This is a genomic window from Mucilaginibacter sp. A3364, assembly GCF_059690715.1.
This window is the reverse complement of record NZ_JCAWED010000002.1, coordinates 1110048-1125383: the sequence shown is the minus strand read 5'-3', so window position 1 is coordinate 1125383 and position 15336 is coordinate 1110048. Positions and strand designations below refer to the sequence as shown.

Annotated in this window: 6 protein-coding genes; 3 read left to right on the top strand and 3 right to left on the bottom strand. The window is 46.5% G+C overall.

The annotated features are described in order from the left end of the window. The first annotated feature begins 120 nt into the window (after positions 1–120). Positions 121–2937 (top strand): DNA polymerase I, encoded by a 2817-nt coding sequence (gene polA / locus AC59JT_RS17290; protein ID WP_497401285.1) that lies wholly within the window; start codon positions 121–123, stop codon positions 2935–2937. A gap of 67 nt (positions 2938–3004) precedes the next feature. Here the strand turns inward: polA and AC59JT_RS17285 are convergent, their stop codons facing one another. Then, the gene (locus AC59JT_RS17285; protein ID WP_497401283.1) at positions 3005–6961 is read right to left on the bottom strand and encodes a cadherin-like beta sandwich domain-containing protein; all 3957 of its coding nucleotides are present in this window, start codon (positions 6959–6961) and stop codon (positions 3005–3007) included. A gap of 331 nt (positions 6962–7292) precedes the next feature. Here AC59JT_RS17285 and AC59JT_RS17280 point away from each other — a divergent pair, with 331 nt between their 5' ends. Then, on the top strand, positions 7293–8927 hold the full coding sequence (locus AC59JT_RS17280; RefSeq protein WP_497401281.1) for an ABC-F family ATP-binding cassette domain-containing protein: 1635 nt from the start codon (positions 7293–7295) through the stop codon (positions 8925–8927). A 67-nt stretch (positions 8928–8994) separates the two neighbouring features. Here the strand turns inward: AC59JT_RS17280 and AC59JT_RS17275 are convergent, their stop codons facing one another. Further along, entirely contained in the window at positions 8995–10347 is a 1353-nt protein-coding gene (locus AC59JT_RS17275) for a serine hydrolase domain-containing protein (protein ID WP_497401279.1), read from the bottom strand. 268 nt (positions 10348–10615) lie between these two features. After that, complete coding sequence (locus tag AC59JT_RS17270; RefSeq protein WP_497401277.1) at positions 10616–11740, bottom strand: glycoside hydrolase family 27 protein; 1125 nt, start codon at positions 11738–11740, stop codon at positions 10616–10618. A gap of 382 nt (positions 11741–12122) precedes the next feature. Between AC59JT_RS17270 and AC59JT_RS17265 the strand changes: the two genes are divergently transcribed. Further along, entirely contained in the window at positions 12123–15332 is a 3210-nt protein-coding gene (locus tag AC59JT_RS17265; protein ID WP_497401275.1) for a SusC/RagA family TonB-linked outer membrane protein, read from the top strand. Positions 15333–15336: the final 4 nt, after the last annotated feature.

The window sequence follows — 15336 nt, the reverse complement described above, 5'->3', positions numbered from 1 at the left end:
AGCGATGGGTTTAAAACCCATCGCTATTTTTGCATTGGGTGTGGCTCGGCCCAACATAAATTGTATTTTTGAAAATATCGGTGCGATCAAACCACATCGGTGCAATCAACAAAAAATACAATGAAGAAGCTTTTTCTTTTGGATGGTATGGCCCTGATATACCGGGCACATTTTGCTTTAAGTAAAACCCCGCGCTTTACTTCAAGCGGGTTCAACACATCGGCCGTAATGGGGTTCACCAATACGCTGCTGGATGTTTTGAAAAAAGAAAAACCTACGCACATGGCCGTGGTATTTGATACCGACGCGCCAACCGAACGCCATACCGATTTTGCCGCCTACAAAGCGCACCGCGAAAGCATGCCCGAGGACCTTTCGGCTGCGCTGCCTTATATTGTTAAGCTGATACTGGGCTTTAACATTCCCGTTATTACAGCCGACGGTTACGAGGCCGACGATATTATAGGCACCCTGGCCAAAAAAGCCGAACAAAAAGGTTACCAGGTGTATTGCATGACGCCTGATAAGGATTTCGCGCAGCTGGTATCCGAAAACATATTTATTTACAAGCCCGCCCGCATGGGTAACGAGATGGAAATACTGGGTGTGCCCGAAGTATTGGCCAAATGGGAAATTGAGCACCCCGAGCAGGTGATTGATATTTTAGGTTTATGGGGCGATGCTGTGGACGGTATTCCGGGTATCCCGGGGGTGGGCGAAAAAACCGCTAAAGCCCTGATCAAACAATATGGTTCGGTAGAGGGTATTATTGCCAACAGCCATGAGCTTAAAGGCAAGCTAAAAGAGAATGTAGAGAACTTTGCCGAGCAGGGTTTGCTATCGAAAAAACTGGCTACTATTAACCTCAACTCGCCGGTTGAGCTGGATGAAGCAGGGCTTGAAATGTGCGACCCGAGCAAAGAATTATTAGAGCCCTTATTCGCCGAATTAGAGTTTAGAACCCTGGGCCGCCGCGTTTTTGGCGAAGATTTCAGCATAACAGAATACAAAGCCACACCAGCCGGTACGCAGATAGACATGTTTGGCGCGCCGGTAGCAGAGGGCCGCACAAGCTTAGAGGTGAATGTTCAGGATATTAGTTCACCCGATGCTCCGTCGGCCTCTAAAAATATTAACAACGTTGAGCATACTTACCATTTGGCAGATACCAAAGAAAAACGCGCGGAACTGATCAAGATACTAAGTCAGCAAAAAAGCTTTTGTTTTGATACCGAAACCACCGGCACCGATGCGAATAATTGTGAATTGGTAGGCCTGTCGTTCTCGGTAAAAGCTACCGAGGGCTGGTATGTGCCCGTGCCCATTGATGAGGCAGGCATACAGGCTATAGTAAACGAGTTTAAGGAAGTTTTGGAGAACCCGGCGATAGGTAAAATTGGCCAGAACCTGAAGTTTGATATCCTGATGCTGAAATGGTACGGCATACAAATTTGTGGCGACCTGTTTGATACCATGATGGCACATTACATTATCGACCCTGATACACGCCACGGCATGGATGTACTAAGCGAAAATTACCTGGGTTACAAACCGGTTTCTATTACCGAACTCATCGGCCCTAAAGGCAAAAACCAGGGCAGTATGCGCGATGTAGAGATAGAAAAGATCAAAGAATACGCCGCCGAAGATGCTGACATCACCCTGCAATTAAAAGAAGTTTTCGAACCAAAAATAAAACAGGTTGGTGCCGATGACCTGCTACATAAAATTGAGAATCCTTTAATTTATGTACTGGCGGATATTGAGCACGAAGGTGTTAAAATAGACCACGATACGCTGAAAGAATTCTCGAAAGAACTGGAAACCGACATAGCCAAACTGGAGAAAACGGTTTATGAAAAAGCCGGCGTAAAATTCAATATCGCTTCGCCAAAGCAATTGGGTGAGGTTTTGTTTGAGAAATTACTATTAGACCCAAAAGCCAAAAAAACCAAAACCGGCCAATACCAAACCGGCGAGGATGTGCTGCTAGGCCTGGCCAGCAAGAGTGATATTGTTCGCGATATTTTAGATTACCGCCAACTGCAAAAACTAAAATCAACCTATGTTGACGCATTGCCGACGATGGTTAACCAAAAAACCGGTCGTGTGCATACCAGCTATAATCAGGCGGTGGCTGCTACGGGCCGCTTAAGCTCTACCAACCCCAACCTGCAAAACATCCCTATCCGTACCGAGCGCGGGCGTGAGGTGCGTAAGGCTTTTATCCCACGGGACGAGAACCACGTCATCGTATCGGCGGATTACTCGCAAATAGAGCTGCGCATCATTGCCGAAATAAGCAAGGACGCCAACATGATGGAGGCTTTTGTTAAAGGTATCGATATCCATACTGCAACCGCGGCCAACGTTTACGGAGTGGCTGTGGAGGATGTGGACAGCACCCAGCGCCGTAATGCCAAAGCGGTAAACTTTGGGATAATTTATGGGCAGTCGGCTTTTGGCTTGTCGCAAAATCTGGGCATCCCGCGTAAGGAAGCTGCCGAGATCATCGAGAACTATTTTATCCAGTTCCCGGGCATTAAGCAGTACATGAGCGATACCATGAACTTTGCCCGCGAGAACGGCTACGTAACCACCTTAATGGGTCGCAGGCGTTACCTGAGAGACATTAACTCCGCCAATCAAACCGTACGTGGCTTCGCCGAGCGAAATGCCATTAACGCGCCCATACAAGGCAGCGCGGCCGATATGATCAAAATAGCCATGATCAATATCCACAAGGAACTAAAAGATAAAAACCTGGCCACCCGAATGACCATGCAGGTGCATGATGAGTTGGTGTTTGATGTCCCTAAACATGAGGTTGACATTGTTAAGCCTATCATTATAGAAAACATGAAGAACGCCATCAAAACCACCGTACCTATTTTGGTTGAAGTGGGTACCGGCGTGAATTGGTTAGAGGCGCATTAATGTCAGCTCCAACACAAACAAAAAAGCCTTCAAATAAACCTTGAAGGCTTTTTTTCTATAAGCTGCCTTAGTTTTTAACGATCAGGTAACCTGTCTTGCGTTCGGTATGTCCATTACGCAGGTATTCTACCAGGTAAAAATAAGTACCATCAGTCTGTTGTGCTCCCGTGATGTTAGAGCGGCCTGTAAATGCTTTAGTTTCATTATCGTAACCTTTCACTTCATATACCTTCGCTCCGCTGCGGTTAACAATGGTTACGGTGTTATCAGGATAATAGGCTATCCCTTCGATCACAAAACGGTCGCTAATCCCATCACCGTTAGGCGATAGCGACTGATGCGGTTTGATATCAGTTACTTCGGTCTCGTTCAGCACTGTAGCCGTAACCGGTGGAGCTATGCTCTGCGTATTTAACTTAGATGCCGCTATGCGCATTGTTCCAGGCTTGTTAATGGTTATGGTGTACATCTTAGTGGTTACACCGTCCTCGGCGGTCACTTCGGTAGTTAACACGGTTGAGCCTGTTGGCGCCAGGTTAAAATACGTGCTTACATTTGAGGTTACAGGCGTGCCGTTCACTTTTGTCTTAGCGTTAGGGTCATCAACACGTGCCAGTTGTTTAATGCGGGTAAGACTGGCAGTGGGTAGATCAAGCGTGTAGTTAGTTGCATCTACCTTCACCAACTGACCGGTACTTACGGTAAGTTTAGCCAGGTTGGCATTTGTAGCAGGCAACTTAGTAACCAAAATGGTATACTTTTTAGTAGTAATACCATCCTCGGCAATAACTTCGGTTTCTAAGGTAGTTGTGCCGGTTGTATTTAGCGCAAAGGCTGTATTAACGTTTGATGTTACGGTATTGCCGTTAACTTTCATTGTTGCTTTCGGATCATCGGTGCGGGCCAATTGCTTAACATTGGTAGTAGTTAAGCCCGAAACAGCTGCCGTATAAGTAGTGGCATCAACTTTAGTTAATTTAATCCCGGGCAAATCCAGCTTAGCTAAACTGGCATTATTAGCGGGCGCTTTGGTTACATTAATGGTATATGTTTTTTTCGTTACGCCATCTTCCGCGGTTACAACAGTAATCAATGGGGTAATGCCGTCGTCATTCAATGCAATGTACTCTGAACTGGTACCCGTCACCGGGGTATCGTTTACGGTTATAGTGGCATTCGCGTCATCAGCACGGGCTATTACTTTTATAAATGAAATCCCCGAAACCGTAGCTGTGTAGTTAGTTGCATCTACTTTAACCAATGTACCATCGCTCAGGTCAAGCTTTGCCAGGTTTGTATTGGTTGTTGGCGGCCTGGTAACGGTTAGCGTGTAGATTTTTTGCGTAACACCATCTTCTGCAGTAACAACGGTGGTAATAACTGTATTAACTGTAGTTAGGTTAATATAATCTGAGCTTGTGCCTGTAACCAATGTGCCGTTTACTTTTACGCTAGCATTCGGGTCATCGGTACGCAGCTGAACTTTTACTTTGGTAATAAGTGGCACAGCCCCCGTAAAAGTAATAGCATCAATTTTGGTTACGGTACCTTCGCTCAGGTCAAGTTTGGCCAGCGAGGCATTGGTTGCAGGTAACCTGGTAATGGTTATGGTATAGGCTTTCTGCGTAACACCATCTTCGGCGGTTACTACTGTGGTTAGCGTGGTAGTGCCCGTCATATTCAGGTTTATATAATCTGTGCTGGTACCCACCACGGTTACGTCATTTACTTTTACAGTAGCATTGGCGTCTTCGGCACGCACTATCTCTTTTAGCTTTGTGGCGGCCAATACCGAAGCGGTAAACGTAGTGGCATCAATTTTAACCAAGGTTCCCTCGCTCAGGTCTAGTTTAGCCAGGTTGGTATTATTATTCGCTACGCGCGAAACGTTAACTGTATAAGTTTGCGTTGTAACACCATCTTCGGCCTTTACTACTGTTGTTATGGTGGCGTTGCCCGAAGCATTTAAAGTAATATAACCCGAATTTTTTCCCGACTCGACCGCTACACCATTCACAGTTAGCGTGCCGGTTGTATCTGTCAGTGTAATTTTTTGCGTTAGCTGCGTAATGGTCAACCCTTTTATTACTACGTTAAATTCTGTATTGCTTATTTTGGTTACCGTACCCTCGCTCACGGTTAAACTACGCAAAGTGGTGGTTGATGAAAGTACGTGGTTTAGTCGGTTAACTGTAAGCGCGTAGTTTTTTACGGTGATACCATCCTGGGCGGTTACTTGTGTATTAATGCTGTTAGCACCGATAATTAAAGGGATAGACGCACTGGCAATGCCACTTGTTGCCGAAGCATTGTTTACTTTTAAAGTAGCGTCGGCATTTGCCAGGGTTGGTGTAACCTTAATGCTATCAACATTGCTACCTACCTTTATCGTGTAGGCCACTTTTGTACTATCAAACGCCGGGCTCATTATCCCCGCAGATGCGCTAAATGATTGCAGATTAGCGTTTGCAGCATCATTGGTAAATGCCCACGCTGCACCTCTTGACGAATCATCGCCCGGGCCACCTATCATGGCGGTGGTACCGTCGCTGCTTAAAGCCAGTGGTGCCTGGTAATTAGCCCCTACAGCGCCGCTACCTGTTATCTTACTCCCATATTGCGTCCAGCTGGTACCGTTAAACGTGTACATCCAAACCGCTCCTTTAGTGGTATTATCATTAGGGCCGCCCACCATAGCCACTGTACCGTCCGAACTAATGGCTACGTACTGACCCTGTCGTATGTTGGTACCCACAGCGTCGGATCCAACGAGTTTGCTACCTTGCTGAGACCACGTGCCGTTATTTGAGGCAAATATCCAGGCCGCGCCTTTGCCGCCGTTATCATCAGTACCGCCGATTATTACTTTTTTACCGTCAAGGGTTATATCCACATAAGTACCAAACCAGCTTTTACCGGTGTTATCAGATGGCGTTAGTGTGGTTACCTGCGTCCACGAGTTGCCGTTACGGGTAAAAATGTAAGCCGCGCCATCACCCCCGCCGTGGCTGTTGGAGCCTGCCACCATGGTGTTTCCATCAGCAGTTAATGCAACGGTAGTTCCAAAAGCCGACCCTTGAACGGCACCATTGGCAACTAACTTACCACCTACCTGGCTCCAAACACCGTTGGTGCGCGTAAACGTCCAAACACCACCTGTATAATTATTATCGCGGTGACCGCCAAAAACCAATGTGTTTCCGTCGGCACTCAGCGTTACGCTAAAGCCCTGGAAACCAAATTCTGTACTACTTCCTCCTATTAATTTAGCCCCTTGCTGTGTCCATACACCATTGGTACGTGTGTATACCCATACGGCGCCTTTGGTATCGTTATCATACAGGCCACCTACAATAGCGGTATTGCCATCGGCACTGATGGCTACACCTGCACCTTGCTGCGGCCAACCTTGCGTATCATTACCATCCAGCCGGCCGCTTTGCATAGTCCAGGTTGAACCGTTGCGCACGTAAACCCAAGCCGCACCATGCAAACCGCCAAAAGGCGAGCCCCCAATTATTGCGGTATTACCATCGGCACTTAAAGCAATAGCGCATCCCTGCCCGGCATTACCGGTAGTAGTCAAATCTGCCAGTTTACTGCCCTGCGGCACAACCGGTCGCGGTGTTGCGGTAACTTTAAAGCTACTGCCTGACGTTGCTGTACCACCCGTGGTAGTTAATGTTACGGCTCCTGTTACGGCACCAGGCATTACTAATGCCGTTACCACCGTATCTGTTTTAGATACCACTACGGCCGACACGCCACCAATAGTAACACCTGTTGGGCTGCTTAAACGCGTACCTTTTATGGTTACCAGGGTACCCACGGCACCTTTTAACGGCGTAAACGAGTTAATAACAGGCACAAGCGGCACGGCCACCAACCCGGCATTTATGGAGTTACCGCTGCGCGGGATATTGAGAGCCCGCACCGGCAATGCATTAATTAATAACAGAAAAGCGGTTAAAATTAAGCAGTGTTTTTGATTAAGTAAATTGCTGAAGGGTAAAGGTTTTGCCATATAAAATATGTGTACGGAATAGCTAAAAAAATGTTTAAACGAGCCTGCTAATATTTATAACCGACATTAAATTTGATACAGCACGTGGCTATCTGCTCAACGCGGCCGGGGGCGTGCCGCTTTGCGAAGGTCTGGGTTCAATTCAATTAGCTATAAACTATTGCTAAGATAAAATTAATTAATCCAATTTTTATTAAAATTAATTGGGGTTGGCATGATTGTGAAACCACTTTATCCTACAAACATCAAACGCGGATAGCTAGTATGTAATACGCCTGCCATAATTCTGCGCCTTTAAACTATCTTTGCGCAAAATTCAATATCCCATACAGTGATCAATGTCAACAACATTTCCGTTTCATTTGGCGGAACCACCTTATTTAGCGACGTAACATTCCCGATAAACGAGAATGATAAGATAGCCCTGATGGGCAAAAATGGCGCAGGCAAGTCTACCATTCTTAAGATAATTGCCGGCGCGGCCAAACCTACCACAGGTAACGTAACCGGTCCTAAAGATGCCGTGATAGCCTATCTGCCACAGCACTTGCTTACCCAGGACAACGTAACCGTTTTTGAAGAAACGATGAAAGCGTTTGACGAGGCCAACCAGATGCAAAAAGAACTGGACGAGGTGAACGAGCAACTAAACACCCGTACCGATTACGAGAGCGATGAGTATATGAAACTGATCGAGCGGGTATCTGAGTTGAGCGAAAAATTCTACTCGCAGGAAGAGGTGAATTATAACGAGGAGATAGAAAAAGTATTGAAAGGTTTAGGCTTTGAGCGTAAAGACTTCAACCGCCAAACTTCTGAATTCTCCGGCGGATGGCGCATGCGTATTGAGCTGGCCAAGATCCTGTTAAAGAAACCCGATCTGATACTGCTGGATGAGCCTACCAACCACATGGATATCGAGAGTATCCAATGGCTGGAAGATTTCCTGATCAACTCGGCGAAGGCAGTAATGGTGATATCGCACGACCGTACTTTTGTAGATAATATTACCAACCGTACCATCGAGGTAACCATGGGCCGTATATACGATTATAAAGCCAAATACACCCATTACCTGCAGCTACGCGCCGACCGCCGTGTGCACCAGATCAAAGCTTACGAAGAGCAACAACGTTTTATTGCCGATAACCAAGAGTTTATTGACCGCTTTAGAGGTGTGTATTCTAAAACCTTACAGGTACAATCGCGCGTTAAGATGTTGGAGAAGCTGGAGATATTGGAGATTGACGAGGTGGATACATCGGCATTACGCTTAAAATTCCCGCCGTCGCCACGTTCGGGCCAATACCCGGTTATTGTTGAGGAGCTAACCAAAAAATATGGCGATCATACCGTATTTGAGAAGGCATCTATGGTGATAGAGCGTGGCGAAAAACTGGCCTTCGTAGGTAAAAACGGCGAAGGTAAATCAACCATGATCAAAGCCATAATGGGCGAAATTGATTTTGAGGGAAGCCTGAAAGTTGGCCACAATGCCAAGATCGGCTACTTCGCCCAAAACCAGGCGGCCTTGTTGGATGAAAATTTAACCGTATTTGAAACAATTGACCAGATCCCGCTAAGCGACGGAACCGTGAAAATAAAAGACCTGTTGGGCGCATTCATGTTCAGTGGCGATGATACTACCAAGAAGGTTAAAGTACTGTCAGGCGGTGAGAAAACACGTTTAGCGATGATCAAATTGCTATTGGAGCCGGTGAACGTGCTCATCCTGGATGAGCCCACCAACCACCTGGATATGAAAACCAAGGACATCATCAAAGATGCCCTGAAAGATTTTGACGGCACCCTGATCCTCGTATCTCACGACCGTGATTTCCTGGACGGATTGGTAACCAAAGTATTTGAGTTTGGCAACAAACGCGTACGTGAGCATTTTGAGGATATTAAAGGATTTTTGGCCCATAAGAAGATGGATAATTTGAGGCAGGTGGAGCAGGGGTAGAAACAAAGAAGCCTTCAGACTAACGCCTGAAGGCTTTCGACTTTAAACCAACCAACTTTTTAATCCATCAACTACTTTTCTTCCACATCCAACCCGGCTGTTTAGAGTAGCGCCTATCACGGAAACGCATGGCTATTACCTTGCCCTGTTCATCTCGCACGGCTTCGCACTCAACCAACGTATTATCCAACAAAAATTTATCCTTGCTGTAGGCTGCCAACCGTGTGCGCATGGCGCCCTTAGGTTCGTAATAAAGTTTGCCATCTGTTAAGTTGAATAACTTTTCTACTCCGCTATCATCTTTATATATGCCGGCGCAGGCTGAAAGGTCGGTTTCGGTGGGGCTCGCGCTTTCAACCACGTAGGGCTTGCCCAGTATTATGGCTGCCAGTTCCTGGGCGGTGGCGTCGGCATAAGCCCGCTGGTTAAGAAAAACGCCTACATAAATATGCTCATCCATTAAATACAACGATTCGGTAACAAAACCACCGGCTACTCCGCCATGCTCTGCAATCGGGCTGCCCTGCACATCGCCGCCGGCATCCCAACCATAACCATATTTAGCCGCTTTGCCGTCTGCCAGGGTAAATGGCTGCCAAGCCTTTTTCAACGTTTCTTTTTTGATCACCTTTCCGTTTGCCAATGCCTCGTACCAGGTGGCCATGTCGCGCGTGTTGCCAAACAAGCCGCCTGCGCCACCAACGGGGCCAATTGCCGAACTGGCGGCATTGTTAAAAAAGCTTCCGTCGCGGCCGCGTACATAACACGATGCCTTGTTAGGTATTACCTGGCCCAGATCGGGCGCATAAGTATTTTTAAGCCCCAGCGGTTCAATAATGTGCTTCCGGATATTGGCGTTCATCGTCTCGCCGGATACTTTCTCTACAATATAACCCAGTATCTCAAATTCTATATTGGCATAAAAAGTTTTAGTACCGGGCTTATAGGCCAGCGGCCTGGTCATGGCGGTATCTATCCTGGCCACTAGCGACGGCGCGTTTGCACCCCTCAGATCTGAAATACCCGAACTATGCGTCATTAAGTTCTCTATGGTTATATCCTGCCAGGCGGGTGTGCAATGATCAATATATTTGCTTATTTTATCGCTAACGCGCAATTTTCCCCGCTCGGCCAGCAGCAGCGCGCAAACGGCTGTAAACTGTTTGGTTTGCGACCCTATGTTGAAGATCATATCAGGCTGCATGGGGGTTGGTTGCTCCAGATGGGCCATACCAAAACCGCGCTGGTAAAGCACTTGCCCTTTGCGTGTAATCAGCACCGAGCCGCCGGGTTCGTCGGCTTTATAACGTTTGTCAATAAGTTGGTCTATTGCCGCTTTTGTTTGGGCTGTAAGCGGTTGGCTGCGCCCCGGGCAGACTATAGCTGTTGCCAATGTTAGTGTGATAATGATCTGTTTCATCCTTGCGTTAAATTTTCACGTGTCGCCGCTGTTCTGTGAGCGGTATCTGTAATTACGGGTAGGATATCAAAAACGCTGGGTAGAAATAAATTTTTTTTAAGGACGAGCACCTTTGCGGTAGTTATTTGATTTTGAGGGATGGGAAGATACGCGTCTCGATTAGCATTGCTTTGATAGTATGTGATATTAAGTGCATATTGTATTGATACCGTTCAGATGATACTACGATTGTTGATGACCGTGAGAGCAAAAATCGCGACCAACTTCCTTAAGTAAAAAACCCCGGCAACCACGCCGGGGGTAACCAATTTAATAAGCCTCGGACGAGACATTTATGGAGAGGGGATCGTATAGCAAAGGAGAACTCGTCGCTGGTAGGCAGGTCTCCGCCCATAAATAATGGTGACGCGGTAAGCGCACGCATAGCCATGAACGAATATTTTTGATCGGTAGTAAAAAAGCTCATGTGTTCGCCCTGTCCGCTGCGCATGCGTTTAGGGTCACGTTTTGCGGTCAAATAATTAGGGTCGGAATTAGGAAGGTTCAGGTGCCCCAAGGCAATCATGTCCATATCCAGCCAAAAACCTTCATGATCAATAGCCTTCCACTTTTTCCAGGCCTCAAACACACGGTCAATGCCTAATTGATCATCCCATATATCATAGGTCACCCGCACCATATCTGCCTTTTTGTACACATTAAAGTGCTCGGGTTTGGCATCGCTGCCCGGCGAAAGGCTAAGTGTTATTTTTCTGCCAGTTTTGTTTATCGCTTCAACAACCGCCAATATTTCGTCCGGATGCCCGGCAATATCGTCAGCCTTAATAAAATCAACACCCCAGCTGGCCAACAGCGCTATGTACGAATCATAATAAGCCTGTGCGCCCGGGGCTTTCATATTCACGCCATAGTTATCGCTGCTCCATGGGCACCTTGATGAGGTATCTGCTATGCTGCGGGCGGTAGCGGTGGAATTTAGTATCGGCAGGTTTTGCGCATAAGCCCGGCGCGATATGCCACGCATAATGTGTATGCCAAATCTTAAACCCAGCGCGTGCGCTTTATCCGCTACTACCTTCATTCCGTTAGGAAAACTTCCCGGCGCCGGAATAAAGCGACTGTGTTCATCCAGGCTCATGCCCGTTACTTTACCTTTTTCGTTCTTTATTTTATTCCAACCCGCATCAATAACAAAATATTCATAACCGTAGGGCTTCAGGCGTTTCGCCATTACTTCCAGGTTGGCCATCATGGCCTTTTCGGTAGGATACATGCCGTAACTATCCCAACTGTTCCACCCTTTGGGCGGTACATTGGTGTTTCGGGTCTGCGCAATTGCCGCTATATGCAGTGCCCCTATGAAGACACTGGTAATAAATGATCTTTTCAGCATAATTGGTTTATCGGTTAGCTTTAAGATAAGGAACACCCATACCTTACGGTCATGACCGGCATTATTCCTAGAGTGTAAAAAAATTGATTACACACACATCCTTTTTTTACATTTTTTGATACATCGCCGTTCGAAAACGTTTTCGTAATAATTTATTTAAAACCATGTGTGTGGGCGCTCTTTTTATATACTATAGTATTGATAAACCAATTATTAATAAACCTTTTTTAACCATTATGAAACCAAAGCACCTGTTTGGCAAAGCCCGTCACGTGGAATAGCTGTAATTAGTTAAGGTATTTACTTACAGCCAATTGCATTGAATAATTATTCAATGATGGTTGTTTATTGTCAAAATTTTTGAAACCACCTAATCCAAATTATGAATAAAAACACTACCCATTTTTCCAACCGGGGGGCAGGTTCAAAGCCCCCGCATTTCCGGTCATTTAAAAAGCACGTTATAGGGTTGATCACTTTATTGTGTTGCCTTTTCTCCTTATTGTCCTTCGGGCAAACTAATATTACCGTAACCGGTATAGTAAAAGACAGCAAAGGCGAGATACTGCCCGGCCTTAACGTATCCCGAAAGGATAAACCCAGCATAGGCACCGCTACCGACATAAACGGCCGGTATGTGTTGGTAGTACCGGAAAATTCAGAACTGGTATTCTCTATGATCAGCTACACTACCCAAACCATCGCCGTAGGAAAAAGAACAACGATAAATGTTGAAATGGCCGATGTCAAAAATGACCTGGAGGAAGTAGTCATAACCGCCTTTGGCAAAAAAGAGAAAAAAAGCGACCTGATAGGCGCGGTGACTACGGTATCGCCAAAAGACCTTAAGATTCCGGCCAGTAATTTAACTACGGCGCTTCAGGGCCGTGTTCCGGGTTTGATATCTGTGCAGCGAAGCGGTGAGCCGGGACGTGATAATGCCGATTTCTTTATCCGTGGTATCGGCTCGTTCGGTGTTAGTCAACGCCCATTGATATTGATCGATAACATGGAAGTGACCACCGACGCGTTGGCAAGGCTTCCGCCTGATGATATCGCCAGTTTCTCTATCTTAAAAGATGCTACCTCGTCGGCAGTTTACGGTTCAAGGGGTGCCAACGGCGTTATCGTGGTAACCACCAAATTGGGTAAAGCCGGCCCGGCGAAACTAAGCTTTCGTGCGGAACAACGTCTTTCATCGCCATCCAAAAAGCTGGAATTAGCCGATCCTATCACATTCATGAAAATGAGTAATGAGGCTATTATGACGCGTGAGCCTGCTGTGCCATTCTACTCGGATGAGAAAATAGCTATGACCGCCGCGGGTGCTGATCCACTGCTTTACCCGGCCGTGAACTGGTTGGATGTGATCACCAAACCTAGCACTACTACCCAAAACTATAGTTTGAGCATAAGCGGTGGTAGCAACTTAGCCACCTATGCCGTAAGCGGTAGCTTAACACAGGATAATGGCTTGCTAAAGGTGAACCCGATCAATAACTTCAACACAAACGTTGATTTTAAGACCTATAACTTACGTAGTAACATCAACTTTAACCTCACCAAGTCAACACAATTGATGGTGCGTACCATCGGTAATTTCCAGATCTACTCGGGGCCGCCTGTGACCGGTAGCCAGGCTTACGCGGAAGCGATCAGCGCTAACCCGGTGATGTTTCAACCGGTGTATACCGCGGGGCCATCTCAATCGTATATCAAGCATCCGCTTTTCGGAAACTTTAGTAACGGTACGTTTCGTAACCCTTATGCTAACGTAGTACGGGGTTACCAAGAGCAGAATACTAACGATATGCAGGTACAGCTGGAACTTCGGCAGGACCTGTCATCATTTGTGTTGGAGGGTTTGAGTTACCGCTCGTTAGCTAACCTTACGCGGAAATCAAGTTATGCGATATCGCGCACCTATAACCCGTTCTACTATACGCCATTTAAAGATCCTATAACTGGCGAATACACTTACATCAACTTAAACCCCACCACCGGGACAGAAACACTGAGCTTTAATTCGGCAGGTAAAGGTTTGGCGGCGTTGTTTTACATGGAGAACGCGATCAACTACAATCGTACCTTTAACTCTAAACATACGGTTACTGGTATGCTAATCAATACCATGCGTACCAATATCACCCAACCCGGCGATCAGGACCTGAACTTGCTGAACACCTTGCCTTTCCGTAACATCAGTTTGTCGGGTAGTTTTACCTATGGGTTTGACAACCGTTTTAACGCGCAATTCGCTTTTGGCTATAATGGTTCCGAGCGTTTTGCCAAGGACAACCGTTGGGGCTTTTTCCCGTCTGCCGGTGTGGCCTGGAACGTGAGTAACGAAAAATTCATGAAGCCGCTTCAAAAGTGGATCAATACGTTTCGCCTTCGTGCCACTTATGGCCTGGTGGGTAATGACGCGATATCAGATACTCGTTTCTTTTACTTATCAGATGTTAACCTGAACGATGCCGACCGATCATTCTCGTTCGGTATCCCGGGCAGTTTAACTACGGTTAATGGCATTTCGATAAATCGTTACGCAAATGACCAGGTGCGCTGGGAAAAATCAACACAATTCAACTTAGGTATTGACCTCAGCATGTTTAATGGCGCGTTCTCCTTAACCACAGATATCTATCGCCAGGAGAGGAATGACATCGTACAAGCCAGGGCATCATTGCCATCAGCGTTGGGTTTGTCAAACACGCCATTAGTTAACCTGGGTAAATACCAAAGCTCAGGTGTGGATCTGGAAGCTACCTATAACCAGTATTTCAACAAAGATTTCTGGATACAAGGTCGCGGTACTTTAACTTATGCCGTTGGTCACTATGTAAGATATGAAGAACCTTATTACCAATATCCTTACATGAGCCGTATCGGCCTGGCATCAAGCCAGGTAAGGGGCTATATAGCCGAGCGACTTTTTGTTGACGATCAGGAAGTGGCCAACAGCCCTACACAAGCGTTCGGTTCTACAGTACGCGGTGGCGATATCAAGTACGTGGATGTGAACAAAGACGGACGCGTAGATGCCAATGATATGGTGCCTATCGGTAAACCTACCACCCCCGAAATAGTTTATGGTTTTGGTCTTTCGTCTGGCTACAAAAATTTCGACTTTTCGTTTTTCTTCACCGGTGTGGCCAATACCAGTTTGTTCATCTCGCCAACCTCATCGCAACCCGGCGATGCTGTGCAGGGTATAGCGCCTTTCGGTAACATTACAACGCCTAAAGCAGTACTGCAAACCATCGCCGACAGCTACTGGAGCGAAGAGAACCAGGACATCTATGCCTTCTGGCCGCGCTTAAGCCAAACCGCTTTGGCTAACAATACCCAGCCTAGCACAAAGTGGATGCGTAACGGGGCCTTCTTCCGCCTTAAGCAGGTGGAATTAGGTTATAACCTGGGCAAAAAAACATTGCAACGCATGCACATTGATGCCTTTAGAATATACGTGAGCGGTACGAATTTATTTAATGTAAGCGCTTTCAAATTGTGGGACCCTGAGATGGGTGGAAACGGCTTAGCCTACCCGCTGCAACGTATTTATAACCTGGGTTTTAAAGTTGATTTCTAAATAA